The sequence below is a fragment of the Achromobacter pulmonis genome (genome assembly GCF_902859765.1).
GTDB classification, from domain to species: Bacteria; Pseudomonadota; Gammaproteobacteria; order Burkholderiales; family Burkholderiaceae_B; genus Achromobacter; species Achromobacter pulmonis.
Window position 1 is genome coordinate 1 of record NZ_CADIJV010000025.1, and the last position, 23,520, is coordinate 23,520.

Consider the following 23,520-nt stretch of genomic DNA (forward strand, 5'->3'; position numbering starts at 1 on the left):
CTTGGATGCCGACAGCGCCCGCGCCCAACTGCTGGAGACCCAGGCCGGCGCGCGCGGCGCCGAACTGCAGTCGCCCGAGCGCGCGGCGCAGCGCCAGGCCCGCGCCGGCCGGCTGGCCGAAGCGCGCAATGGCCATGACCTGCTCGAACAACGCCTGCGTCAGGCGCAAGCCGCTTTGGAGGCGCTGCGCCCGGAATTGCTGGAACAGGACGCCCAGCGCTACGAGAAATCCGCCGCGATCGAACGCGACGCGCAGCACAAACGCCATAGCGAGATCCAGCAACTGCTGGGCAAGCTGGAACAGGCCGGCGCGCAAGGCCTGGGCGAGCGCCTGTCCGAAGCCGAGGCCGCCTGCGAACGCCTGCAGCGCCGCCGCGACGAATTCCAGCGCCGCGCGCAGGCGCTGGATCTGCTGTCGACCCTGCTGGCGAGCAAGCGCGATGCCGCCACCCAACGCCTGCAGGCGCCGCTGGCGCGCCGCCTGGGTCACTACCTGGCGCTGCTGTTCCCCGATTCCGCGCTGCGCCTGGACGAGGCCTTGCTGCCTGCGGCCTTGCAACGCGCGGGCGGCGAGGACCCGCTGGACGCGCTCAGCTTCGGCACGCGTGAGCAATTGGGCATCCTGGCGCGCTTTGCCTATGCCGACCTGCTGCGCGAGGCCGGTCGGCCGACGCTGTTGTTGCTGGACGATGCGCTGGTGCACACCGACGATGGCCGCCGCGACCTGATGAAGCGCGCGTTGTTCGATGCCGCCACGCGCCACCAGATCCTGATGTTCACTTGCCATGGCGAAGCCTGGCGCGACCTGGGCGTCGAACAGCGCCGCATCGGCGGTTGACGCATCGGCGCCAAGCCCAAGCCCGGTGCGGACCGGTGCCGGCAAGCGCGTGGGCGGCGGCGTGTGCGGGCGCCGGTCAGCTTGACGCCGCTTTCCGGCGTCGGTAGCCTATGCGGGTTCCTCTCCGAACCTGACGCCTTCCACATGCCCAACTTCACGCCCTCCGCCGAATCTGCCTTGGCTGTCCTCGCAGCCGGCGCCGGCCTGCGCGTGAGCCTGCGGCATGGCGTGCAGTCTCCCGTGGTTTCTCCTGTCGTCTCGACGGTCGTGTCGCCGCCGGCCGCGCCGCCGTGCGATGTCGTCGTCGGTGTCGCGGGCGCCTATCCGCCCGTGGCCGCCGTCGCCGGCTGACCGCCGCACACTTCCCGCTCCCGCTTTACCGCCTGGATCCGCCGCGCTGATGCGCCGACGCGTTCGCGTCCGCCCGCCGCGAGTCCTGGCCTGATCCGTCCGCGCATCGCAAGGCGCGCGGCGCCGCGGGAGCCTGTTCCATACCCGACAGGTAGAAATTCTCATGTCTTCAAATCGCAATGCGTGGGCCGCCTACGGCTCCACCACGTTGTTCGTGCTGCTGTGGAGCGGCGGCGCGATCTTCGCCAAATGGGGCCTGGCGCATGCCTCGGCCTTTGGCTTCCTGCTGCTGCGCTTCGTCCTGGCCCTGGCTGTCCTGCTGCTGATCTGCGCGGGGCGGCGGCGCTGGCTGCCGGCGCCGGGCACGCGCGGCATCGTCGCGCTGACCGGGCTGCTGTTGATCGGCAGCTATTCCATCTGCTATCTGCTGGCGCTGGACCACGGCATCACGCCGGGCGTGCTGGCCACGCTGCTGGGCGCGCAACCCATCCTGACCCTGGCGCTGCTGGAGCGCCGCTTTGCGCCGCGACGGCTGGCGGGCCTGCTGCTGTGCCTGGGCGGATTGGGCATGGTGATGTTCCAGAGCATCGGCATGGCGCGTTTCTCGCTGGTCGGCATGGCCTTCGCTTTCGCGGCGCTGCTCAGCATGACGGCCGGCGCCATCCTGCAAAAGCGCGTGCGCCAGGCGCCCATGGACGTCATGCCGCTGCAGTACGTGGTGAGCCTGGCGCTGTGCCTGCTGTTCGCGCCGTTCCAGCCGCTGCGCGCGGATTGGAGCCCGGGCTTCATTCTGCCGCTGCTGTGGATGGGCCTGGTGATTTCGGTTGGCGCGACACTGCTGTTCTACCGCATGATCCAGTCCGGCAACCTGGTCAACGTCACCAGCCTGTTCTACCTGGTGCCGGCCGGCACCGCGGCGCTGGATTACCTGGTGCTGGGCAACCGGCTGTCGCTGCTGAGCCTGGGCGGCATGGCGGGAATTCTGCTGGGGTTGATGCTGGCGCTGCGCGCGCCGGCGGCGGTGCGCTCGGGCGGTTGACCGGGAGGGGCGTCGCGTGGGGCGGGAGTCTCTCCGCGCCGTGCACGTGGGGTGCCGCGTTGCGCATGGGCATCGCGGCGGCGCCAGCCGCGCCACGCGGGTGTCCACGCGTGGCCTGTCGTTTCGTCCGTGCTACGCGTGCGCGGCTGCTTCCTGGCCGGCCCAGTGTCCGCTGACCAGTTGCAGCGGCCGTTCGCGGGCCTGGACGCGGGCGCAGACCGCCCAGGCGTCCAGGCGCACGTTCAGGCCGGCGTAGACGCCATGGCCGTCGCCGGCCTCGATTCGGCCGTCGGCCTGCACGCCTTCGCCGGCGCGGATCGCGCCGTCGGCGCGGATGTCTTCGCCGGCGATCAACCCCCAGCCGGCGGCCAGGTGGCCGCCGCAGGCGATCGTGGCGCCGGCCTGGATGCCGCAGGCGGCGTTGATGTCCTTGGCGGCCTGGACGTTGCCGCCGGCTTTGATTCCTTGGCCGCACTTGAGGCCGCCTTGCACCTGCACGTCCTGGCCGGCCCGCAGGTGACCGGTCACGGCCAGGTCCTGGCCGGCGCAGATGTCCCACTTGGCGCGCACGTTGCCGCGGCAATCCAGCATCGTGGCGACCTCGATGCCCCATTCGGCGGCAATGTCGCCGCCCGCGCGCAGGTCGCCGGCGCTGGCGATATTGGCGCCGGCGGCGATGTTCTCTCCGGCGACGATCGACTCGCCGGCGCGGATGCCGCCGCCGGTGACGATGCTGCGTCCGGCGCGCACCACGCTGTCGACGTTGATGCCCATGCGCACTTCGAGCGTGCCGGCGAAGACGATGGCGTGGGCATCCAGCGTGTCCAGCTTCAACACCGCATCGGTAGGGCCGAACTGGTCCAGCAGCCAGCAAGCGTCACCGACGCGCCCGTCGGCCACCAGGGCATCGAGGACTGCCTGGTAGTCCCCCTGGCCGTTGTGGTCGCGCAGGAACCATTTGTAGCCGCCCGCGCAGGGGTTCTTGGCTTTGACGAATTTCTTGGTGAGTTGCATGGCGTTCGGTGGCAATCGAGGCGTGGCGCCGCCCGCCGGGCTGGGCCGGCGCGCGGACGAAACAGGGAGCAAAGACCGCCTGGCCATGAAGCGAGGCGGCGGTGCCGGCCGGCCGGGCGCCAGACCGTGCGCTACGTCATCGGGACGTACGGACGTGCGGGCGGCCGGCGGCGGGCCGGGGAGGGCGAGACGGAAGGGAGAGGGAGCGGGCGCTTAGCCGGGCTTGGAACGCGCGTAGGCGCGGCGCGCGGCGACTTCCTGCGAGCTCAACAGGGTCGAGCGCAGGGCGCAAAGGACGCAGGCGGCGTCGGCGGGAGGAGAAAAACGGGTTCGCACGGCCGAGATGGTATCAGAGCGCGGCCGGCGCCGGCGACCCTTGCGGCGCCGGGGCGGCCCTGAATGGTCCGAGTTTCATGCGCCGGGGCCGTTGAACGGGCCGCCGGCCGGCGGCGGCCGGCAACGACGGCCACCGCCCCGCAGCGCGCGGATCAGTTGGTCGACTGGATATGGCGTTCCTTGGCGATGCGCTGGCGCAGTTCCAGTTCACGCTTGATCTGCGCGGCGTACTCGGCCGGCGTGTTGCCGTCGATCAGTGAACCGCCGTCGGCCAGGCGCTGGACGATCTTCGGATCCTTCAGCGCCTTGACGGCGGCGTCGTGGACGCGGTCGATCACGGCCTGGGGCGTGCCCGCGGGGGCCACCAGGCCGTACCAGGCCATGTTGTCCATTTCCGGCAGGCCGCCTTCGGCGAAGGTGGGCACGTCGGGCAGGGCGGGCAGGCGCTTGGGCGCGGCCACGGCCATGGCGCGCAGCTTGCCGGCCTGGATGTGGGGCATGGACGAGGGCAGATTGTCGAACTGGGCGTTGACCTGGCCGGCGATCACGTCGTTGAGCGCGGGACCCGAGCCGCGGTAGGGCACATGCACCATATCCGTCTTGGTCAGCGATTTGAACAGTTCGCCGTCCAGGTGGCCGATGCCGCCGGCGCCCGACGAGGCATAGCTGTACTTGCCGGGATTGGCCTTGAGCAGGGCGATGAACTCGGCCAGCGACTTGGCCGGCACCGCCGGATTCACCGTCAGCACATTGGGCACGTTCACCAGATTGGTGATGGGCGCGAAGTCCTTGATCGGGTTGTACGGATTCTTGGGATTGGTGGCCGGGTTGGTGGCCATGGTGCTGACCGTGGCCACGCCCAGGGTGTAGCCGTCCGGCGTGGCGCGCACCAGCGCATCCGCGCCGATCGAGCCGCCGCCGCCGCCGCGGTTTTCCACCACCACGGGCTGGCCGAGTTCACGGCCCAGGCCTTCGGCCACGATGCGCGCGACGATGTCGGTGGTGCCGCCGGCCGCAAATGGCACGATCAGGCGGATGGGCTTGTTGGGGTAGGCGTCGGCGGCATGCGCGGTGCCGCTGAGGCAAAGGCCGGCGAGGGCGGTGGCCAGGATGGCCTTGGCTTGGGATAGCACGGTCAAGAGTCTTCTCCATATTATTGAATCCGAGCCGGCCGGCTTCGTTGGCCGGCATCGGCGAAGCGCGCCCGGCTCGGGTTCTGGCCAGGCCGACGCTTCGTGGGCGCCATTGCACACAGTTACAGATCGCGGGTCAATCGGGATTCCCCCTGGCCGGCATGGGGGTATTTGCGCGCGGCAAGAAGGCGCCCGGATCGCCGACGTTGTTGCAAAAAAACGCATGCTGACAATAACTTGAATCGATGTCCGGGCATCTCGCCTGCGTAACGATTGCGCATCGAACATGCTGTCATCGCCTCGGTACATGCATAAATTTCTGCATAACTTACAAGAATCTGATATTTTTCGGATGAGATTCCTGGCCGGTCCTGCAAGAAAGTTATTGCGCTTGTTTCTGTCTGCGCCGTTCAATGGGGCGTTGGTCGATGTCCCCGCGGGGCAACGTGTAGTGCTGCGACGCACCGGGCCAGGGTTCCGTCCGTTTTTCAATCCCCGGTCCGTTTCGTCTCTCGCTGCCGCGCTGGCGGGAGGGGCCCGGACACTCTCGGAACGCCATGTCGCTGATACTGATCCTCGCTCTGCCGTTTGCCGGCAGCCTGTGCGCCGCGCTGTTGCCGTCCAACGCCCGCAATGCCGAGGCCTGGTTGGCGGGCATCATCGCGCTGGTCTGCGTGGTGCTGGTGGCGAGCCTCTACCCCGAGGTCGCAAACGGCGGGGTGATCCGCGTGGACATGCCCTGGGCGCCGGCGCTCGGACTGCAATTCACGTTGCGTATGGACGGGTATGCCTGGCTGTTCGCCCTGATCGTCTCGGGCATGGGCGGGCTGGTGGTCCTGTACGCCCGCTACTACATGTCGCCGGAAGATCCGGTGCCGCGGTTTTTCTCGTTCTTCCAGGCCTTCATGGCCGCCATGCTCGGCGTGGTGCTGTCGGGCAACCTGATCCAGCTGGTGATGTTCTGGGAAATGACCAGCCTGGCCTCGTTCATGCTGATCGCCTACTGGCATCACCGCCTGGATGCCCGCCGCGGCGCGCGCATGGCACTGACCGTGACCGGCGCCGGCGGCCTGTGCCTGCTGGCCGGGGTGCTGATCCTGGGCCACATCGTCGGCAGCTACGACATGGACCGGGTGCTGGCCGCTGGCGACCTGGTGCGCGCCGATCCCTGGTATCCCGCGGTGCTGCTGCTGGTGGCGCTGGGCGCGCTGACCAAAAGCGCGCAATTCCCGTTTCATTTCTGGCTGCCCAACGCCATGGCCGCGCCCACGCCGGTGTCGGCCTATCTGCACTCGGCCACCATGGTCAAGGCCGGGGTGTTCCTGCTGGCGCGCTTCTGGCCGGTGCTGGCCGGCACTGATGAGTGGTTCTGGGTCATCGGCGGCGCGGGGCTGATCACGCTGGTGCTGGGCGGCTATGCCGCCATCTTCCAGCAGGACATGAAAGGGGTGCTGGCGTATTCGACCATCAGCCACCTGGGCCTGATCACATTGCTGCTGGGACTGAACAGCTCGCTGGCGCTGGTGGCGGCGGTGTTCCACATGGTCAACCACGCTACCTTCAAGGCCTCGCTGTTCATGGCGGCCGGCATCGTCGACCACGAAACCGGCACGCGCGACCTGGGCCGCCTGTCGGGCCTGTACAAGGCCATGCCGATCACCGCCACGCTGGCCATGGTGGCGGCGGCCTCGATGGCCGGGGTGCCACTGCTCAACGGCTTCATTTCCAAGGAAATGTTCTTCGCCGAAACCACCTTCGTCAGTGGCGATGTGGTGACGAAGGTGGGGCTGCCGCTGGCGGCCACGGTGGCGGGCGCCTTCAGTGTGGCCTATTCGCTGCGCTTCATCCTGCAGGTGTTCTTCGGCCCGCCGGCCACCGACCTGCCGCGCGCGCCGCATGAACCGCCCGGATGGATGCTGGTTCCCAGCGGTTTGCTGGTGCTGATGTGCCTGGTGGTGGGTATTTTGCCGGGCGTGACCCTGGGGCCATTCCTGGCCACGGCGGCGCAGAGCATCCTGGGCGCCGACATGCCCCAATACAGCCTGTCGGTGTGGCATGGCGTCAATCTGCCGCTGGTGATGAGCTTCGTGGCCATGGCCTCGGGCGTGATTCTGTACCTGGCGCTGCGCGCGCACCAGCGCGCCAACCCGGGCCGGGTGCCGTTCATCTACCGCCTGGACGGCCGCCGTTCGTTCGAGGCGTTGCTGGATGGCTCCAGCGTCGCCGCCGCTTGGCTGTTGCGCTGGCTGGCCTCGTCGCGCCTGCAGGTGCAGATGGGGCTGATCGTGCTGGGCACGCTGTTCGTGGCCTGGCTGCCGCTGCGCGGCGGCGGCTGGCTGGACGGGACCGGGCGCGCCAGCGCGGTCGATCCGGCGTTCGCGCTGCTGTGGCTGGTGGGCGGCGTCTGCGCCGTGGCCGCCGCCTACCAGGCGAAATACCACCGCCTGGCATCGCTGGCGCTGGCCGGCGGCGCGGGGCTGGTGACCTGTCTGACGTTCGTCTGGTTCTCCGCGCCCGACCTGGCCCTGACGCAGCTGTCGGTGGAAGTGGTGACGGTGGTGCTGCTGCTGCTGGGCCTGCGCTGGTTGCCGCGCCGTATCGCGCTGGACGAGGACGAAGGCCTGGGGGCGACGCTGCGGGCCCGCGGCCGCCGGCTGCGTGACCTGCTGCTGGCGACCGCCGCCGGCACCGGCATGGCAGCGCTGGCCTACGCGGTGCTGGTGCGGCCGCAGACCGACACCATTTCTTCGTATTTCGTCGATCGGGCGCTGCCCGACGGCGGCGGCACCAATGTGGTCAACGTGATTCTGGTGGACTTCCGCGGATTCGATACGTTTGGCGAGATCACGGTGCTGGGCGTCGTGGCGCTGACGGTCTATGCGCTGCTGCGCCGCTTCCGGCCGGCGCCCGAGAGCGCCGACCTGCCGCGCCAGCAGATCGACCAGGACGGCCCGGTGCCGGCCGCCCCCGACATCAAGTCGGCGGTGCCCAGCGGTTCGATGATGGTGCCCACGGTGCTGGTGCGCCTGCTGTTGCCGACGGCGGCCCTGATCTCGGTGTATTTCCTGCTGCGTGGCCACAACCAGCCCGGCGGCGGCTTCGTCGGCGGTCTGGTCTTTGCCACCGCGGTGATCCTGCAATACATGGTGGGCGGGGTCTACTGGGTCGAATCGCGCAGCCGTCTGAACCCGCAGAACTGGATCGGCATCGGCCTGCTGTTCGCGGGCTCGGCGGCCCTGGCCGCCTGGCTGGCCTACAAGCCGTTCCTGGCGGCGCTGGCCTGGGATATCTCCTTGCCACTGGTGGGCCACGTGCATTTGTCCAGTGTGCTGCTGTTCGACCTGGGGGTCTACATGCTGGTGGTCGGGTCCACCGTGCTGGTGCTGGTGGCGCTGGCTCACCAATCGCTACGCGCGCAACGCAAGGCAGCCGCCGACAGCCAGGCGGCCGCCGCACAACCAGGGGAAGCCTGATGGAATTGATTTACGCCGTCGCGATCGGCGTCCTGGCGGGCTCGGGGGTCTGGCTGCTGCTGCGGCCGCGCACCTTCCAGTTCATCATGGGCCTGTCGCTGGTCTCCTACGCGGTCAACCTGTTCATCTTCGGCATGGGCCGGCTGAACTCGGGCCGCCCGCCGGTGATCGATCCGGCCACGGCCCATGATCCTTCCTGGTATGCCGATCCGCTGCCCCAGGCCCTGGTGCTGACGGCCATCGTGATCGGCTTCGCCACCACCGCGCTGTTCCTGGTGGTGCTGCTGGCTTCGCGCGGTTTGACGGGCACCGACCACGTCGATGGACGGGAGTCCCAATCTTGAGTTTCTGGCTGCAACATCTTCCCATCCTGCCCATCATCACGCCGCTGCTGGCCGGCGCCGCGATGCTGCTGCTGGGCGACACCCGGCGCTACACGCGCGGCGCCATCGCCATGGTGTCCACGCTGGCCCAATTGGCCGCCGCCATTGCGCTGCTGGCGGTCGCCGGAGGCGTGGTGCCAGGCGTCTGGCCGGAGGGCGTCGGCGTCTATCTCGTGGGCGACTGGCCCGCGCCGTTCGGCATCGTGCTGGTGGTGGACCGCCTGGCCGCGGTCATGCTGACCCTGACCGCGGTGCTGGGCCTGGCCACGCTGACCTATGCGCTGGCGCGCTGGGACCGGGCCGGGGTGCATTTCCATTCGCTGTTCCAGTTCCTGCTGATGGGCCTGAACGGCGCCTTCCTGACCGGCGACCTGTTCAATCTGTTCGTGTTCTTCGAGGTGCTGCTGGCGGCGTCCTATGGCCTGCTGCTGCATGGCTCGGGCGTGGCGCGCGTCAGCGCGGGCCTGCAGTACATCGCCGTCAACCTGGTGGCCTCGTTCCTGCTGCTGATCAGCATCGCGCTGATCTATGGCGTGAGCGGCACGCTCAACATGGCCGACCTGGCCTTGCGCGCCGGCAACCTGACCGGGTCGGACCGCATGCTGTTCGAGGCTGGCGCCGCCATCCTCGGCGTGGCCTTTCTGGTGAAGGCGGGCGCCTGGCCGCTGAATTTCTGGCTGGTCAAGGGCTATGGGTCGGCCGGCGCGCCGGTGGCGGCCATGTTTTCCATCATGACCAAGGTCGGCATCTACGCCTTGCTGCGCATCGGCTCGCTGCTGCTGCCGAGCGGCGCGCCCGCCGCTTTCAGCCTGGACTGGATGTTCGCGGTCGGCCTGGCCACGCTGCTGTTCGGCGCGCTCGGGCTGCTGGCCACGCAGCAGCTGGAGAAGATGGTGGGCTATTGCGTCATCGTCTCGGCCGGCACCTTGCTGACGGCGCTCGGCATGCCCGGGGTGACGCTGACCGGCCCGGCGCTGTTCTACCTGATCAGCTCGGTGCTGACCACGGGCGCCTTCTTCCTGCTGGCCGAACTGATCGAGCGCACGCGCAGCTTCGGCGCCAATGTGCTGGCGGTCACGCTGGATGCGTTCGACCTGGACGACCCGGCCTCGGTCAATCGCTCGGACGACGTGGTCGGGGTGGCGATTCCGGCGGCGATGGCATTCCTTGGGCTGGCATTCATCAGTTGCGCCCTGTTGGTGACCGGATTGCCGCCCTTGTCCGGCTTTGTCGCCAAGCTGTCGCTGTTGTCGGCGGCGGTTTCGGCGGCCACCGAGTCGGCGCCGCCGATGGACGCCTGGGTGCTGGTGGCGGCGGTGCTGGTGTCGGGCCTGGCCGGGCTGATCGGCCTGGGCCGCACCGGCATCCGCGTGTTCTGGGCCAGCGACGAGCGCAGCACGCCGCGCCTGCGGGTGATCGAGGCCGGACCAGTCGCGGTGCTGGTGCTGCTGTGCGTCGGCCTGGCCGCCGGGGCCGGGCCGGTGTCGGCCTATCTGGACGACGCCGCCCGCTCGCTCGACCAGCCCAGGAGTTATATCGACGCCGTCATGTCGGCGCAGACGGCGCGCGCCGCGCAAGGGGGACATTGATGCGCCGCCTGTATTTGCTCTTCCTGCCGGTATTCCTGTTCCTGCTGTGGTTGGTGCTGAACCAGAGCCTGTCGGCCGGCCAGATCGCGCTGGGCGCGGCGCTGGCGCTGTGGTTCACCTGGGCCGCTTCGCGCCTGCGTCCGCTGCGGGCGCGGCCGCATCGCCTGTGGAAGGCGATTCCGCTGTTCCTGCATGTCACGCTGGATATCATCAAGTCCAATATCGCGGTCGCCAAGCTGATCCTGAACCCGCGGCGCAATGATTTTTCGCCCGGTTTCATCCGCATCCCGCTCACCATGCGAGACCCGCACGGACTGGCCCTGCTGGCTTGCATCGTGACCTACACGCCCGGCACGGTCTGGGTCGAACTGACCGATGACCACCGCCTCAAGCTGCATGTGCTCGACCTGCAGAACGAGGACTACTGGGTGCGCCTGGTGCAAGACCGCTACGAGCGTCCCCTGATGGAGATATTCGAATGAACGCCATACTGTATTGGTCGGCTTCCTTTGCCCTGGTGTGTTTCGCGCTGGGCATGGTGTTCGCCACCGTCCGCCTGTTGCGCGGCCCCACCGCGCAGGACCGCGTGCTGGCGCTGGACACGATCTATATCAACGGCATGCTGATGATGCTGGTATTTGGCATCCGCTCGGGCACGCCGGTGTATTTCGACATCGCGCTGCTGATCGCGCTGTTCGGTTTCGTCGGGTCCACCGCGATGGCCCGCTTCCTGTTGCGCGGCGAGGTGATCGAGCCATGATCGATACCGCCATTCCGCTGTGGGCCGGAATTCCCGCCAGCATCCTGCTGGTACTGGGCGGCCTACTGACGCTGACCGGGTCGGCCGGGCTGCTGCGCTTTCGCAGCTTCTATGCCCGCATCCACGCGCCGACGCTGGGCAACACGCTGGGCTGCGGCTGCGTGCTGGCCGCCTCGATGCTGGTGTTCTCGGCGTTGTCGGCGCGTCCGGTGTTTCACGAAGTGATCATTACGCTGCTGTTGGTCGTGTCGTCGCCGGTGACGGCGATGCTGCTGATGCGCGCGGCGGTGTACCGTAACCGTTTGACCAAGGCCGATGCCGATCTGGATGCGCGCTGACGGGGACGGAGCAGCGCAAATCCGGGGACGAGTTGCGCTGGCGCAATGAATATTGCGCCGCGGCATCGGAAACTTCGGCTTACGATTGCACGTTGCTGGACATGTCCCCGAAGCCTCATCGTGGGATAGTGGTATCAAGCAGATGGCCGCGGCCTCCAGGCCGCGCCGTCCGGGTTCAATCCTCTTTCTCCAAGGAGCTGGCCATGAATGTACGTCCCATGCACCCCAAACGCCTTGCCGCATCCCTTTGCGCGGCGGGCCTGCTGCTGGCCGCGGGAGCGGCCCAGGCGGCCGACCCGATCGGCCGCGCCGGCATCCAGGCGCAATACGAACAGGATGTGGCGGCTTGCAAGAGCGGCAGCACCGGGCAGGAGCGCACCGCTTGCATGCGCGAGGCGGGCGCCGCTCGCCAGGAAGCCAACCGTCAGCACCTGAGCGATGGCACCGCCGAACAGCACCGCCAGAACATGCTCAACCGCTGCAACCGCCTGCCGGCCGCTTCGCGCCAGGATTGCATTACGCAGATGACTTCGCCGACGCAGGTGCGCGGCAGCGTCCAGGGCGGCGGCGTGCTGCGTGAAACCGTGATTCAGGTGCCGGCCGCCGGTATGCCGCCGCCCCCGCCTGCGCCCGGCATGGCGCCGGCTCCTGGTACGGCGCCCGCCCCGGGCATGGCACCCGCTCCCGGCATGGCGCCACCGCCGCCCGCGCCGATGCGTCAGTAAAGGCGAGCTGCGGGCCAGGAGAGGGCGGCCGCGTCCTTTCCCCGCGCCCCGGGGCGCGGCCGCCGCCACAATCAGGCAAAATGGCGGCTGTTCCCTTCAGGCTGCCGCCTTCACTCACGCATCACGCATAGCCATGTCCGATGTCATCGCCCTGATTTTCGACTTCGACGACACGCTGGCCTCGGACAGCACGTCCGGTTTCCTGGACAGCATCGGGGTGGACACGGCGTCGTTCTGGAAAGACCAGGTCGACCCGCTGCTGTCCAACCAGGACTGGGACCCGGTTCCCGCCTATCTCTACCAGATGATCCAGCTCTCGCGCGAGGGCAGGCACGGCCTGATCACGCAGCAACGGCTGCGCGACTGGGGCGCGCGGCTCGAACTGCATGACGGCGTGACGACGCTGTTCCAGCGGCTGCGCGCGGCGGTACGGGCCGCGCAGCCGCAGGTACAGCTGGGGTTCTACCTGATCTCCAGCGGCATCGGCGACGTGGTCCGGTCCACGCCTATCGCCCACGAATTCACCGAGATCTGGGCATCCGAATTTACCTATGGCGCCGACGGCGGCATCGAGTTTCCGCGCCGCATCGTCAGCTTCACCGACAAGACGCGCTACCTGTTCCACATCCAGAAGGGCATCATCGGCCGCGATTTCCGCAACAAGCCGTTCGAGGTCAACCGCAAGGTGCCCGAGGACCGGCTGCGGGTGCCGTTCGACCAGATGGTGTTCGTCGGCGACGGCTACACCGACATCCCGTGCTTCTCGCTGATCCGGCGCGCCGGCGGTTACGCCTTCGGCGTCTGGGACCCCAAGCACCGTGACAAGCGCAGCCGCGCCTGGGGCTTCATCGAGGAGGGCCGGGTGTCGAACCTGAACCAGGCCCGCTACGACGAGAACGCCGAGCTCTACCAATGGCTCGAAGAGGCCGTGACCAGCCTGGCCGGCCGCATCGCGCTCAAGTCGCGGGTGTACCGTGGTTGAGCCGCTCGCCATGGCGGCGGTGCCGCCCTGGACCGCGCAGGATGCCGATTTCATGACCCAGGCGCTGGCGCAGGCGCAGGCGGCCTATGACCTCGGCGAGGTGCCCGTGGGCGCGCTGGTGGTCTCGGCCCAGGGCGACATCCTGGGGCGCGGCTACAACCGCACCATCATCGACCACGACCCCACCGCGCACGCCGAGATCGTGGCCTTGCGCGGCGCCGCCCGCGCGCTGGAAAACTACCGGCTGCCGGGCATCACCGTGTACGTCACGCTGGAGCCCTGCGTCATGTGCATCGGCGCCATGCTGCACGCGCGGCTGGCGCGGGTGGTGTTCGGCGCCTACGACCCCAAGACCGGGGCTTGCGGCAGCGTGCTGGACGTCGGCTCGGTGCCCAAGCTCAATCATCACACTTCAGTCACCGGCGGCGTGCTGGCGGAACCCTGCGGCGAGCTGCTGCGCCGGTTCTTCCGCGAACGCCGCGCCAAGGAATCCATCGCATGAGCAATACCCGAGGCGCCAAGGCGCGCGGCGCCAAAGCGGCCGCCGCCCCGGCCCAACCGCACGCCAGCGGCGCGCACGACCCCGATCACGAATGCGGCGAGGCCTGCGGTCATGACCACGGCCACGAGCCGGGCCATGTCCACGGCCTGCCGGACGCGCGCGGCATCTATCTGATCTCGCCGTCGTCGGCGGTGCGTGATCCGCGGACCGTCGAATTGGCGCGCGAGCGCCTGGCCGCGCAGGGCTTCAAGACCGCGCTGGACCGCAGCGCGCTGGCCCAGCACCAGCGCTTTGCCGGCACCGATGCGCAGCGCCTGGCCAGCCTGACGCGCGCCACCAAGCAGAAGCTGCCGATCGTCATGGTCACGCGCGGCGGCTACGGCATGGGCCGGCTGCTGCACATGGTTGACTGGAAGGCCATGGCCGACAGCGGCAAGCGCTTCGTCGGCATGAGCGACTTCACCGCGTTCAATCTGGCGCTGCTGGCGCAGACCGGCGCGGTCAGCTACACCGGCGCCACTGCCATCTACGACTTCGGCGGCAAGAAGGTCGACGACCTGACCGAAGCGCTGTTCGGCGAGATCATGCGCGGCGAGCTGGAGATCCTCAGCTTCGAGACCCAGGACGCCGACCCGGTCGATTGCCGCGGCATCCTGTGGGGCGGCAACCTGGCCATGCTGACCTCGCTGGTGGGCACGCCTTACCTGCCCAAGGTGCGCGGCGGGATCCTGTTCCTGGAAGACGTGGCCGAGCATCCCTACCGCATCGAACGCATGCTGATCCAGCTGTGGCAGGCGGGCATCCTGGCCAAGCAGAAGGCCATCGTGCTGGGCCGCTTCTCCGACTACAAGCTGGCGCCGCACGACCAGGGTTACGACCTGCACGAGGTGGTGGCGTGGCTGCGCAAGACGGTCAAGGTGCCGGTGGTGACCGGCCTGCCGTACGGCCACGTGGCCACCAAGGCAACACTGCCGATCGGCCAGAAGGTCGGCATCGCCACCGAGAAGGGCCTGGCCCACCTGGTGCTGGACGAGCACCACCATTGAGGGCTCCGCCCGCCTGGTTTTTCCAGCCGCCCGGCCCGTGCCGGGCGGCATGCCATCCGGGCTTGGTACACTATCAGGTTTCGCCGCATGCCGGCGTTGTCGCGCCATCCTGGCGCCACATCCATTCTCCCGCTGCTAAAACACTGTGATATCCACCGCCAATCTCACCATCCAGTTCGGTCCCAAGCCCCTTTTCGAGAACGTCAGCGTCAAGTTCGGGGAAGGCAACCGCTACGGGCTGATCGGGGCCAACGGGTCCGGCAAGTCGACGTTCATGAAGATCATCGGCGGCGACCTGGAGTCGTCGGCCGGCAACGTTTCGCTGGAGCCGGGCGTGCGCCTGGGCAAGCTGCGCCAGGACCAGTTCGCCTTCGAGGACCTGCGCGTGCTGGACGTGGTGATGATGGGCCATACCGAGATGTGGGCCGCGATGTCCGAGCGCGACGCCATCTACGCCAACCCGGAAGCGACCGAAGACGACTACATGCGCGCGGCCGACCTGGAGGCCAAGTTCGCCGAATATGACGGCTACACCGCCGAAGCCCGCGCCGGCGAGCTGCTGCTGGGCCTGGAGTTGGGCGTCGACCAGCACAACCTGCCGATGCGCGAAGTGGCCCCGGGCTGGAAGCTGCGCGTGCTGCTGGCGCAGGCGCTGTTCTCGAACCCGGACGTGCTGCTGCTGGACGAACCGACCAACAACCTGGACATCAACACCATCCGCTGGCTGGAAAACGTGCTCAACAGCTACCAGAGCACGATGATCATCATCAGCCACGACCGCCACTTCCTGAACCAGGTCTGCACCCACATGGCCGACCTGGACTATGGCGAGATCCGCATCTATCCGGGCAACTACGACGACTACATGCTGGCCTCGACCCAGGCGCGCGAGCGCCTGGTGGCCAACAACGCCAAGGCCAAGGAGCGCGTGGCCGAACTGCAGGACTTCGTGCGCCGCTTCGCCGCCAACAAGTCCAAGTCGCGCCAGGCCACCTCGCGCCTGAAGCAGATCGACCGCATCAAGGCCGAGCAGGTAGTGGTCAAGCCGTCCTCGCGCCAGAACCCCTACATCCGCTTCGAGCAGAACAAGGTCATGCACCGCCTGGCGGTGACCATCGAGAACCTGTCCAAGGCCTACGACGCGCCCGTGATCCGTAATTTCTCGGCCATGATCGACGCCGGCGAGAAGATCGCCATCATCGGCGCCAACGGCGTCGGCAAGACCACCTTGTTGCGCCTGCTGGCCACCGACCTGGCGCCGGACGCGGGCTCGGTCAAGTGGTCGGACAATGCCGATCTGGGCTACATGGCGCAGGACGTCTCGGATCAGTTCCTGCAGACCGACATCAACCTGCTCGACTGGATGGGCGAGCACCGCCAGCCGGGCGACGACGACCAGTCGATCCGTTCGGTGCTGGGCCGCCTGCTGTTTTCGGCCGATGACCTGCCCAAGGCGCCCAAGGTGCTGTCCGGCGGCGAAAAGAACCGCATGACCTTCGGCCGCCTGATGCTGGGCCGCCACAACGTCATGCTGCTCGACGAGCCGACCAACCACCTGGACATGGAATCGATCGAATCGCTGCAGTTCGCGCTGGAAAAATACGAAGGCACGCTGTTCTTCGTCTCGCACGACCGCGAATTCGTCTCCGGCCTGGCCACCCGCGTGATCGAAATCCTGCCCTCGGGCGAGATCGTCGACTACCGCGGCGGCTACGAAGACTACCTGTCCTCGCGCGGCATCGAGGCCTGATACCCGCCTCGGGGCGGCTGGCTGGCTCCCTTTCAGCCAGCCGCAATCCTGCTGGGCTATCATCCGGGTAAACCCTGGCCTGTCGCGCCAGGTTCCACCCTGTCAGCCATGCCTCCCACACCGCATACCACGCCCGATGGCCAGCCCATCGGGACGTTCGCATTGACCGCGCGCATTGTCGCGATCGCCTTCTTCACCTTCATCTGCTATCTGGCCATCGGCCTGCCGCTGGCCGTGTTGCCGGGCTATGTGCATGGCCAGCTCGGCTACGGCTCCGTACTGGCGGGGCTGGCCATCAGCGTGCAGTACGTGGCGACGCTGCTGAGCCGCTCGCACGCCGGCCGCATGGCCGATACCGTAGGACCGAAGCAGACCGTGGTGATCGGCATGGCGGCCTGCGCCGCCAGCGGCGTGTTCCTGCTGCTGGCCTATGCCTTCGAGCGCAGCGCCTGGCTCAGCCTGGGCGCCATCATCGTCAGCCGGCTGGCGCTGGGCTTTGGCGAAAGCTGGGTCGGCACCGGTTCGGCCACCTGGGCAATTGCCCGGGTCGGCCCGCTGCACACGGCGCGGGTGATCTCCTGGAACGGCATCTGTACCTATGGCGGGCTGGCGCTGGGGGCGCCGCTCGGCGTCTACCTGGAAACCGAATGGAGCCTGGGCGCGCTGGGCGGCGCGGTGCTGCTGTTGGGGCTGGCCGGGCTGGCGCTGGCGCGCACGGCGGTGGCCATCGTCGGCGGCCATCGCATGGCGTTCAAGAGCGTGGTGCTGCGGGTGTTTCCGCATGGCATGGCGTTGGGGCTGGGCTCGGTCGGCTTTGGCTCGCTGGCGGCTTTCGTGGCGTTGTACTACGCCAGTTTCTCGTGGGACGGGGCGGCGCGCGCGCTCAGCGCCTTTGGTTGCGCCTTCATCGGCGTGCGCCTGCTGTTCGCGGGCACCATCACGCGCTATGGCGGCTTCAAGGTGGCGCAAGTGTCGTTCCTGGTGGAAGCGGCCGGCCTGGCGCTGTTGTGGCTGGCGCCCAATCCCACCGCCGCGCTGTTGGGCGCGGCCCTGACCGGCTGCGGCTTCGCGCTGGTGTTCCCGGCCATCGGGGTCGAGGCGGTGGCGCGCGTGCCGGCCGGCAGCCGCGGCGCGGCGTTGGGGGCTTATTCGGCGTTCCTGGACCTGGCGCTGGGCGCTACCGGGCCGGTGGCGGGCTACATCTCGGGCGGCTTCGGCTATCCAGCGATCTTCCTGTCGGCGGCGGTGGCGGTGCTGTTCGGCTTCCTGATCGCGCTCGGCCTGCAGCGCCACGCCGGCCGCCAGGCAGTCGTAACCTGAAGACGTTTCATATAACCAAGAGACGTAAGAACATTCGATATTTATCGTTGGGGTTCATATAGCGAATTGTTAGATTAGGCCCGTTTCCCACGCGCGCCCACGATTCGTTCCATGAACCTGACCTTTGACCACGTCCACAAGCAATTCGGCGACCTGCCGGTCGTCGACGGCTTCCGCAGTGAATTCAAGACAGGCGAGCTGGTCGCGCTGGTGGGGCCGTCGGGTTGCGGCAAGTCGACCCTGCTGCACCTGGCCGCCGGCCTGGAAAAACCCACGCAAGGGCAGGTGCTGGCCGACGGCAAGGCCGTGACCGGCCCGCACCCCAGCCGCACGCTGGTGTTCCAGGAGCACGCGTTGTATCCGTGGCTGACGTTGGAAGACAACGTGGCGCTGGCGCTGGAGTTCCAGAAAACCCCGAAGAAGCGCGCGCGGGACGCGGCGCGCGAGTGGCTGGCGCGCGTCAGCCTGGCGGGTTTCGAGCACTATTACCCGCACCAGGTCTCCGGCGGCATGCGCCAGCGGGCGGCGCTGGCCCGCGCCTTCATCGCGCAGCCGCAGACCATGCTAATGGATGAACCCTTCGGCGCGCTCGACGCGCTGACGCGCCTGGCGCTGCAGGATGTGCTGCGCCAGCTGATCGCGCAGGAAAAGCCCACCGTGCTGCTGGTGACCCACGACGTCGACGAGGCGCTGTTCCTGGCCGACCGCATCGTGGTGTTCAGCCCGCGCCCGGCGCGGGTGCTGCGCGAATTCAACCTGGCGCACCGCGCCAAGAGCCACGACCTGTCCGACCTGGCCGCTGAAAAGCGCGAGATCCTGCGCCTGCTGGGCATCGCCGTGGATGGTTCGTCCGCGCACGCCGACCTGGCGCTGGCCGCCTGATTTCCCCGATTCCGCGCTTTCCGGACGGCGCCGCCGGCGCCCCCCCCATCCCCGATTCCCTGGAGCTTTTCCCATGAAATTCAAGCAATGGCTGTCCCTGCCGCTGGCCGCGGCGCTCCTGGCCGCGGCGCCCGCCATGGCCGCCGAGAAATTCCGCGTCGGCTACCTGCGCGTGATGGACGACGCGCAGGCCATCGTGGCGCAGGAAGGCGGCTATTACCAGAAAGCCGGGCTCGATTCCGAATTGATCGAGTTCAAGTCGGGCACCGACTTGATCAAGGCCATCGTCGGCGGCCAACTGGACATCGGCGTGCTGGGCTTCACCAATGCCGTGGCCTGGGCTTCCAAGGGCGCAGACCTGAAGGTGGTGGGCGGCGCGCAGCAGGGCTACCACTCGCTGGTGGTGCGCGATGATTCCGGCATCAAGGACATCGCCGGCCTGAAGGGCAAGACGCTGGCCTCGCAGGCCGAAGGCAGCACGGCGGATGTGGTGCTCAAGGGCGTAGTGCTCAAAGAGGGCAAGCTGACGGCCGATGATGTCAACGTGATGGGCGTGAGCCCCGCCGTGGCGGTGCAGTCGCTGGTGGGCAAGCGCGTCGACGCGGCTTTCCTGTTCGAGCCGTACGACCGTATCGCGCAGTTGGTGGCGCCGGTCAAGCAGATCTACGAAGTGGGACAGGCCTGGCCGTTTCCGTGCATGGTGGTGATCACCTCGGGCGAAACGCTGGCTAAGCGCAAGGACGACGTCTGGAAGGCGCTGGACGCGCAGAACCAGGCCATCGCGCTGCTGCAGCAAGAACCGGCCCAGGCTTCCAAGCTGATCGCCTCGTACTTCATCGCCGAACCCACCCTCAAGACCCTGAGCCGCGGCGAGCTGCCGCGCGAAACGGTGATCGCCGAAGCCATCCGCACCCAGGTCTTCACGCCCAAGCTGACCACGAAAGACACGGCGCGCATGCAGGAAATCGCCGATATCCTGCAGGCCCAGGGTTCGCTCAAAACGCGCGACGGCAAGCCGTATGACGTGTCCAGCATCATCGACCTGTCCTGGCAGGAGGCTCGCAAGCTTTGAGCGCGTCGACCACCCGTGTGACCGGCGCCCGCAAGCATCTGGCGGGTGTGCTGGGCGTCCTGTTCATCCTGGCGCTGTGGCAGGCGGCGGCGTTCTCGCTGCCGGACTTCCTGATGCCCGGCGTGCCCGCGGTGCTTGAGCGCCTGTTCGAGGACCTGGGCAAACAGTCGTTCCACCAGAGCCTGCTGGGCACGCTGGGCCGGCTGGGCGCGGGCTACGGCCTGGCGCTGGCGGCGGGCATCGGCTTCGGGCTGGTGGCGGCGGTGCTGTTTTTCTTCCGTGAAGTGCTGCGCAGCGCCATCGTCATCCTGCAATCGATTCCATCTATCGCCTGGGTGCCGCTGTTCCTGATCGTGATGGGGTTCGGCAGCACGCCGATCATTGTCGTGGTGGCGTTGGCGGCCTTCTTCCCGGCGGCCCTGAGCGTGATGAACGCGACCGAGTCGGTGCAACGCGTGCATGTGTCGGCCGCCCGTGTGATGGGCGCCACGCCGTGGGGTCTGGTCAAGCGGGTGTACCTGCCGGCCGTCATGCCCGAGCTGATCACCGGCGCCCAGCTGGCGTTCGGCAACGCCTGGCGCGCGCTGATCTCGGCTGAGATGCTGATCGGCTTCGGCAAGGGGCTGGGCCGCTCGCTGGCCTATTCGGGCGAGATCGCCGACATGACTGGCGTGATGACCAATATCCTGGTCATCGCGGTGCTGGCGGCGCTGATCGACCAGTTCGTGCTCGAGAACCTCAAGCACCGGCTGCTGCGTTACCAGTACGTGTGAGGCCGGCGATGCGGCGCGGTTTTCATCTCCTGGCCCTGATAGCGGCCTTGCTGTCCGCCTCCAGCGGCGCGGCAGCGGCCGACCGCCTGGCAGCCGCGCGCCAACGCGGCGAGCTGGTGGTGGGCGTGCCGTACCTGGCGCCCGCGCCGGCGGCCGGCGCCAAGATCCGCACCCCGGAAGGGCTGGACATCGCCATGGCCGAGCGGCTGGCGCAGGACCTGGGCCTGCCGTTGCGCCTGCGGCAAGTGGCGGCCAGCGATGCTGCCCGGCTGCTGGGCGCGGGCGAGGTCGATGTGGTGCTGGCGGACCGCTCCCCCGCGGCGCAGGCGCTGCCCGACAATCTGGCTGCGGTGGCCACGGGCTACGCCGCGCGCCCCAAGGCTGTGATCCGCAGCGATACCGGCATGCGCCAGGGGGCCGATGCCCGCGGCCGCAGCGTCTGCATGGCCGAGGCCGCTGCTGGCGCGCAGGCATTGGCGCACAGCTGGGGCGCGCGGGTGCGCACCTTTCGGGTGCCATCCGACGCGCTCGTGGCGGTGCGCGAAGGCAACTGCGATATCGGTCTGGTCGATGACGCGGTATGGGAGCCGCTGATGCGCTTTCCCGAATGGAAGAAGTTCTCGGCCACGCTGCCTGCCGATGGCGCCCGCCATGAGCGCGTCTGGCTGCTGCCGGCGGCCGACTCGGCCACGCGCTCCTGGCTCGATGCCCGCATGCGCGAGTGGGCGCGAGCCGGCGCCTGGCAAGCCCTGCCGGCCAAATGGGCGCGCGACGTGGCCTTCGACGTCTACCTGGACCAGGAAGTGCCGGACTGCCACGGCTGACGGCTGCGCGGCAGGCCCCGGCGCGGCCCATGTCGGACCCTTGGCCGCCGGCCTGGCCCTTACAATGCCGGGCTATGACCTCCACCCTGACTGCTGTCTGCTCGCACGAGGAAGACATCAAGAAAAGCCGTTTTGTCGCCCACGCCGCGCCCGTCGCCTCCATCGACGAAGCGATGGCGTTCTTCGCGGCGCACAGCGATCCCGAGGCCACCCACAACTGCTGGGCCTACCGCATCGGCCAGGAATACCGCTTCAATGACGACGGCGAGCCCGGCGGCACCGCCGGCCGCCCGATTCTGCAGGCGATCGAAGGGCAGGACATGGACCGCGTGGCGGTGCTGGTGGTGCGCTGGTTTGGCGGGGTCAAGCTGGGAGCGGGCGGACTGGTGCGCGCCTATGGCGGTTGCGCGGCCAATTGCCTGCGCCACGGGCCGCGCGCCCAGATCGTGGATCTGGCCACGGTGGCATGCGTCTGCGGCTTTGCCGAATTGCCCCTGCTCAAGTCGCGCTTGGCGCAGGCCGGTGCGGTGATCGTGCAAGAGGACTTTGGCCCGGCGGGGGCGGCGCTGCGCTTCACGGCGCCGCGCGGCGCCTTGGCCGAGCTGGAGATGACGGCCGCCAACATCACGCGCGGCCGTTCGGCCTGGGAACAGTTGGCCTGACGAACCACAAGGGCCCCGCGGGGCCCTTGTGGTTTACGCGTCCTGGCCGTCCTGGGCCGCCGCGATCTCCTGGTGGACTTTTTCCATGTCCACTTCCTTGATCTTGGTGAGCAGCTCGTTGAGCTGGCCGCCCGACAGGGCGCCCGGTTGCGAGAACAGCAGCACTTTTTCGCGGAACACCATCAGCGTGGGAATCGAGCGGATGCCCAGTGCGCCGGCCAGTTCCTGTTCGACATCGGTGTTGACCTTGGCAAAGGTGACGTCGGGATGCTCGGCGGCGGCCTGTTCGAACACCGGCGCGAAGCCGCGGCAGGGGCCGCACCAGGGCGCCCAGAAGTCCACGATCAGGGTGCCGTCCGGCGTGATGGCGTCCTGGAAGCTGTCTTTGGTGAGTTCAACAATACTCATTTTGGATCCTTGCCGCTGGCGCGGCGCAAAGTGTCGGTATCGGCGGCACGGGGAGAATGGCCCGGGCCGGATTCGGCGACGCGGTATTGCCGGTCCATAGTAGAGCGAGGACCGGCCGGGTCGCAATGGTTGGCGCTATGGCGAGCGCAGTCTGCGGCGCAACGAGGCTGTGGCGGTGCCGGGCCTCAGGCCGTGGTTGTTGTGGATACCCCTTCGCCCTGTTTGAGCGAGGCGACGATCTCGAAGGAACGCAGGCGGTCGGCGATGTCGTAGAAATCCGAGACGATCATCACTTCATCGGCCTCGGTCTCGGCCACCAGGGCTTCCAGCTTGCGCTTGACGGTGTCGGGGCCGCCCACGATGGCGGCGCCCAGGCGCTGGTTCACGGCCTCGCGCTCCCATTCGTTCCACAGGCCGTCCATGCTGTCGACCGGCGGTTGCAGCTGCAGGCGGTTGCCGCGCACCAGCGACAGGAACTTGAGCTGCTGTGTGGTCGCCAGGTGACGGGCCTGGTCATCTGTCGGCGCGGCCACCACCGGCACGCCGATCATGGCGTAGGGACGCGCCAGCGTCTCGGACGGCTTGAACAGGTGACGATACAGCCGCATCGCCGCCATGCCCTCGGGCGAGAAGTGCCCGGCGAACGAGAACGGCAGGCCGAGTTCGGCGGCCAGGCGGGCGCTGAAGTCGCTCGAACCCAGCAGCCAGATCGGGATGTCCAGGCCTTCGCCGGGAATCGCGCGCACCGGCTGACCAGGGCGCGACGGCGCGAAAAAGCCGCGCAACTCGTCGACCAGCGCCGGGAATTCGAGGCCACTGCGCGGACCGCGCCGCAGCGCGTGCTGGGTGGCGCCATCGCTGCCCGGCGCGCGGCCCAGGCCCAGGTCGATGCGGCCGGGGTAGAGGGTTTCAAGCGTGCCGAACTGCTCGGCGATGATCAGCGGCGCATGGTTGGGCAGCATCACGCCGCCCGAGCCCACGCGCAGGGTCGTGGTGTGCGAGGCGACATGGCCGATCAGCACCGCCGTGGCGCTGCTGGCCACGCCGTTGATGTTGTGGTGCTCGGCCAGCCAGAAGCGCTTGTAGCCCAGCCGCTCGACGTGCTGCGCCACCGCCACGCTGTTGCGGAAGGCGTCGGCGGCATCGCGGCCCTGCACGATCGGGGCCAGGTCCAGCACCGAGAAGGGGATGCGGGCGAGGGGGCTCATACGCGGCGCTCGATGTGGCGGCGGAGGCAGGAGGAATGCGGGGTGTGGCGAGACAAGGTCGGCTCCATAGTCTTATATACATGGGGAGTGTATCGGCGAAATCAACCGCTGC

24 protein-coding genes are annotated in these 23,520 nt (G+C 68.3%); 20 read left to right on the top strand and 4 right to left on the bottom strand.

What is annotated here, in order from left to right; translation table 11 throughout:
• The 3 genes from HV701_RS19250 to HV701_RS19260 form a co-directional block, all read left to right on the top strand.
• Window positions 1–838 (top strand): ATP-binding protein (locus HV701_RS19250; RefSeq protein WP_420867823.1); only part of this gene is annotated, 838 nt, incomplete at its 5' end.
• 177 nt (window positions 839–1,015) lie between these two features.
• Window positions 1,016–1,189 carry a hypothetical protein gene (locus tag HV701_RS19255; protein WP_175134621.1) on the top strand — a complete coding sequence of 58 codons (174 nt, stop codon included), beginning with the start codon at window positions 1,016–1,018 and terminating at the stop codon, window positions 1,187–1,189.
• Window positions 1,190–1,352: 163 nt separating this feature from the next.
• A complete protein-coding gene (locus HV701_RS19260) occupies window positions 1,353–2,228 on the top strand; it encodes a DMT family transporter (protein ID WP_175134622.1) in 876 nt (291 codons plus the stop codon).
• 132 nt (window positions 2,229–2,360) lie between these two features.
• Here HV701_RS19260 and HV701_RS19265 read toward each other — a convergent pair whose 3' ends face one another.
• Together HV701_RS19265 and HV701_RS19270 are read right to left on the bottom strand one after the other, a co-directional pair.
• Window positions 2,361–3,242, bottom strand: coding sequence for a hypothetical protein (locus HV701_RS19265; protein ID WP_175134623.1), 882 nt, complete (start codon window positions 3,240–3,242; stop codon window positions 2,361–2,363).
• Window positions 3,243–3,730: 488 nt separating this feature from the next.
• Complete coding sequence (locus HV701_RS19270; RefSeq protein ID WP_175134624.1) at window positions 3,731–4,717, bottom strand: Bug family tripartite tricarboxylate transporter substrate binding protein; 987 nt, start codon at window positions 4,715–4,717, stop codon at window positions 3,731–3,733.
• A 551-nt stretch (window positions 4,718–5,268) separates the two neighbouring features.
• Between HV701_RS19270 and HV701_RS19275 the strand changes: the two genes are divergently transcribed.
• The 17 genes from HV701_RS19275 (at window position 5,269) to HV701_RS19355 (ending at window position 21,792) form a co-directional block, all read left to right on the top strand.
• Window positions 5,269–8,184 (top strand): monovalent cation/H+ antiporter subunit A, encoded by a 2,916-nt coding sequence (locus HV701_RS19275; RefSeq protein ID WP_175134625.1) that lies wholly within the window; start codon window positions 5,269–5,271, stop codon window positions 8,182–8,184.
• Complete coding sequence (locus tag HV701_RS19280; RefSeq protein WP_175134626.1) at window positions 8,184–8,528, top strand: Na+/H+ antiporter subunit C; 345 nt, start codon at window positions 8,184–8,186, stop codon at window positions 8,526–8,528. The genes HV701_RS19275 and HV701_RS19280 overlap by 1 nt, the downstream gene beginning before the upstream one ends.
• Window positions 8,525–10,156: a monovalent cation/H+ antiporter subunit D gene (locus tag HV701_RS19285; RefSeq protein ID WP_175134627.1), complete on the top strand. Its 1,632-nt coding sequence runs from the start codon at window positions 8,525–8,527 to the stop codon at window positions 10,154–10,156. Before HV701_RS19280 ends, HV701_RS19285 begins: the two co-directional genes overlap by 4 nt.
• Window positions 10,156–10,638 (top strand): Na+/H+ antiporter subunit E, encoded by a 483-nt coding sequence (locus HV701_RS19290; protein ID WP_175134628.1) that lies wholly within the window; start codon window positions 10,156–10,158, stop codon window positions 10,636–10,638. Before HV701_RS19285 ends, HV701_RS19290 begins: the two co-directional genes overlap by 1 nt.
• Entirely contained in the window at window positions 10,635–10,916 is a 282-nt protein-coding gene (locus HV701_RS19295; RefSeq protein WP_175134629.1) for a K+/H+ antiporter subunit F, read from the top strand. Before HV701_RS19290 ends, HV701_RS19295 begins: the two co-directional genes overlap by 4 nt.
• Entirely contained in the window at window positions 10,913–11,254 is a 342-nt protein-coding gene (gene mnhG, locus HV701_RS19300) for a monovalent cation/H(+) antiporter subunit G (RefSeq protein WP_175134630.1), read from the top strand. The genes HV701_RS19295 and mnhG overlap by 4 nt, the downstream gene beginning before the upstream one ends.
• A gap of 203 nt (window positions 11,255–11,457) precedes the next feature.
• Window positions 11,458–11,979 (top strand): hypothetical protein, encoded by a 522-nt coding sequence (locus HV701_RS19305; RefSeq protein ID WP_236756535.1) that lies wholly within the window; start codon window positions 11,458–11,460, stop codon window positions 11,977–11,979.
• 133 nt (window positions 11,980–12,112) lie between these two features.
• Window positions 12,113–12,961 (top strand): HAD family hydrolase, encoded by an 849-nt coding sequence (locus tag HV701_RS19310; RefSeq protein ID WP_175134631.1) that lies wholly within the window; start codon window positions 12,113–12,115, stop codon window positions 12,959–12,961.
• Window positions 12,962–12,971: 10 nt separating this feature from the next.
• On the top strand, window positions 12,972–13,463 hold the full coding sequence (gene tadA / locus HV701_RS19315; protein WP_175134690.1) for a tRNA adenosine(34) deaminase TadA: 492 nt from the start codon (window positions 12,972–12,974) through the stop codon (window positions 13,461–13,463).
• Window positions 13,460–14,509 carry an LD-carboxypeptidase gene (locus HV701_RS19320; RefSeq protein WP_175134632.1) on the top strand — a complete coding sequence of 350 codons (1,050 nt, stop codon included), beginning with the start codon at window positions 13,460–13,462 and terminating at the stop codon, window positions 14,507–14,509. Before tadA ends, HV701_RS19320 begins: the two co-directional genes overlap by 4 nt.
• A gap of 145 nt (window positions 14,510–14,654) precedes the next feature.
• Complete coding sequence (locus HV701_RS19325; RefSeq protein WP_175134633.1) at window positions 14,655–16,259, top strand: ABC-F family ATPase; 1,605 nt, start codon at window positions 14,655–14,657, stop codon at window positions 16,257–16,259.
• Window positions 16,260–16,367: 108 nt separating this feature from the next.
• Window positions 16,368–17,579, top strand: a complete 1,212-nt coding sequence (locus HV701_RS19330) for an MFS transporter (protein ID WP_175134634.1) — start codon at window positions 16,368–16,370, stop codon at window positions 17,577–17,579.
• Between the two features lie 111 nt (window positions 17,580–17,690).
• Window positions 17,691–18,461 (top strand): ABC transporter ATP-binding protein, encoded by a 771-nt coding sequence (locus tag HV701_RS19335; RefSeq protein WP_175134635.1) that lies wholly within the window; start codon window positions 17,691–17,693, stop codon window positions 18,459–18,461.
• 73 nt (window positions 18,462–18,534) lie between these two features.
• Window positions 18,535–19,533, top strand: coding sequence for an ABC transporter substrate-binding protein (locus HV701_RS19340; protein WP_175134636.1), 999 nt, complete (start codon window positions 18,535–18,537; stop codon window positions 19,531–19,533).
• Between the two features lie 17 nt (window positions 19,534–19,550).
• Window positions 19,551–20,306: an ABC transporter permease gene (locus HV701_RS19345; protein WP_419761653.1), complete on the top strand. Its 756-nt coding sequence runs from the start codon at window positions 19,551–19,553 to the stop codon at window positions 20,304–20,306.
• 8 nt (window positions 20,307–20,314) lie between these two features.
• Entirely contained in the window at window positions 20,315–21,130 is an 816-nt protein-coding gene (locus HV701_RS19350) for a transporter substrate-binding domain-containing protein (RefSeq protein WP_175134638.1), read from the top strand.
• A gap of 74 nt (window positions 21,131–21,204) precedes the next feature.
• Window positions 21,205–21,792, top strand: a complete 588-nt coding sequence (locus tag HV701_RS19355; RefSeq protein ID WP_175134639.1) for an IMPACT family protein — start codon at window positions 21,205–21,207, stop codon at window positions 21,790–21,792.
• A 33-nt stretch (window positions 21,793–21,825) separates the two neighbouring features.
• Here the strand turns inward: HV701_RS19355 and HV701_RS19360 are convergent, their stop codons facing one another.
• Together HV701_RS19360 and HV701_RS19365 are read right to left on the bottom strand one after the other, a co-directional pair.
• Entirely contained in the window at window positions 21,826–22,200 is a 375-nt protein-coding gene (locus HV701_RS19360; protein ID WP_175134640.1) for a thioredoxin family protein, read from the bottom strand.
• A gap of 185 nt (window positions 22,201–22,385) precedes the next feature.
• Window positions 22,386–23,408, bottom strand: coding sequence for an LLM class flavin-dependent oxidoreductase (locus HV701_RS19365; protein WP_175134641.1), 1,023 nt, complete (start codon window positions 23,406–23,408; stop codon window positions 22,386–22,388).
• Window positions 23,409–23,520: the final 112 nt, after the last annotated feature.

Excerpts from the sequence above, each read along its gene's own strand:
- HV701_RS19305 (WP_236756535.1), top strand. The coding sequence starts at position 11,458 with ATGAATGTACGTCCCATGCACCCCAAACGCCTTGCCGCATCCCTTTGC.
- HV701_RS19275 (WP_175134625.1), top strand. The coding sequence starts at position 5,269 with ATGTCGCTGATACTGATCCTCGCTCTGCCGTTTGCCGGCAGCCTGTGC.
- mnhG (WP_175134630.1), top strand. The coding sequence starts at position 10,913 with ATGATCGATACCGCCATTCCGCTGTGGGCCGGAATTCCCGCCAGCATC.
- HV701_RS19320 (WP_175134632.1), top strand. The coding sequence starts at position 13,460 with ATGAGCAATACCCGAGGCGCCAAGGCGCGCGGCGCCAAAGCGGCCGCC.
- HV701_RS19335 (WP_175134635.1), top strand. The coding sequence starts at position 17,691 with ATGAACCTGACCTTTGACCACGTCCACAAGCAATTCGGCGACCTGCCG.
- HV701_RS19355 (WP_175134639.1), top strand. The coding sequence starts at position 21,205 with ATGACCTCCACCCTGACTGCTGTCTGCTCGCACGAGGAAGACATCAAG.
- HV701_RS19330 (WP_175134634.1), top strand. The coding sequence starts at position 16,368 with ATGCCTCCCACACCGCATACCACGCCCGATGGCCAGCCCATCGGGACG.
- HV701_RS19290 (WP_175134628.1), top strand. The coding sequence starts at position 10,156 with ATGCGCCGCCTGTATTTGCTCTTCCTGCCGGTATTCCTGTTCCTGCTG.
- HV701_RS19260 (WP_175134622.1), top strand. The coding sequence starts at position 1,353 with ATGTCTTCAAATCGCAATGCGTGGGCCGCCTACGGCTCCACCACGTTG.
- HV701_RS19365 (WP_175134641.1), bottom strand. The coding sequence starts at position 23,408 with ATGAGCCCCCTCGCCCGCATCCCCTTCTCGGTGCTGGACCTGGCCCCG.
- HV701_RS19295 (WP_175134629.1), top strand. The coding sequence starts at position 10,635 with ATGAACGCCATACTGTATTGGTCGGCTTCCTTTGCCCTGGTGTGTTTC.
- tadA (WP_175134690.1), top strand. The coding sequence starts at position 12,972 with ATGGCGGCGGTGCCGCCCTGGACCGCGCAGGATGCCGATTTCATGACC.
- HV701_RS19350 (WP_175134638.1), top strand. The coding sequence starts at position 20,315 with ATGCGGCGCGGTTTTCATCTCCTGGCCCTGATAGCGGCCTTGCTGTCC.
- HV701_RS19340 (WP_175134636.1), top strand. The coding sequence starts at position 18,535 with ATGAAATTCAAGCAATGGCTGTCCCTGCCGCTGGCCGCGGCGCTCCTG.
- HV701_RS19310 (WP_175134631.1), top strand. The coding sequence starts at position 12,113 with ATGTCCGATGTCATCGCCCTGATTTTCGACTTCGACGACACGCTGGCC.
- HV701_RS19280 (WP_175134626.1), top strand. The coding sequence starts at position 8,184 with ATGGAATTGATTTACGCCGTCGCGATCGGCGTCCTGGCGGGCTCGGGG.
- HV701_RS19265 (WP_175134623.1), bottom strand. The coding sequence starts at position 3,242 with ATGCAACTCACCAAGAAATTCGTCAAAGCCAAGAACCCCTGCGCGGGC.
- HV701_RS19360 (WP_175134640.1), bottom strand. The coding sequence starts at position 22,200 with ATGAGTATTGTTGAACTCACCAAAGACAGCTTCCAGGACGCCATCACG.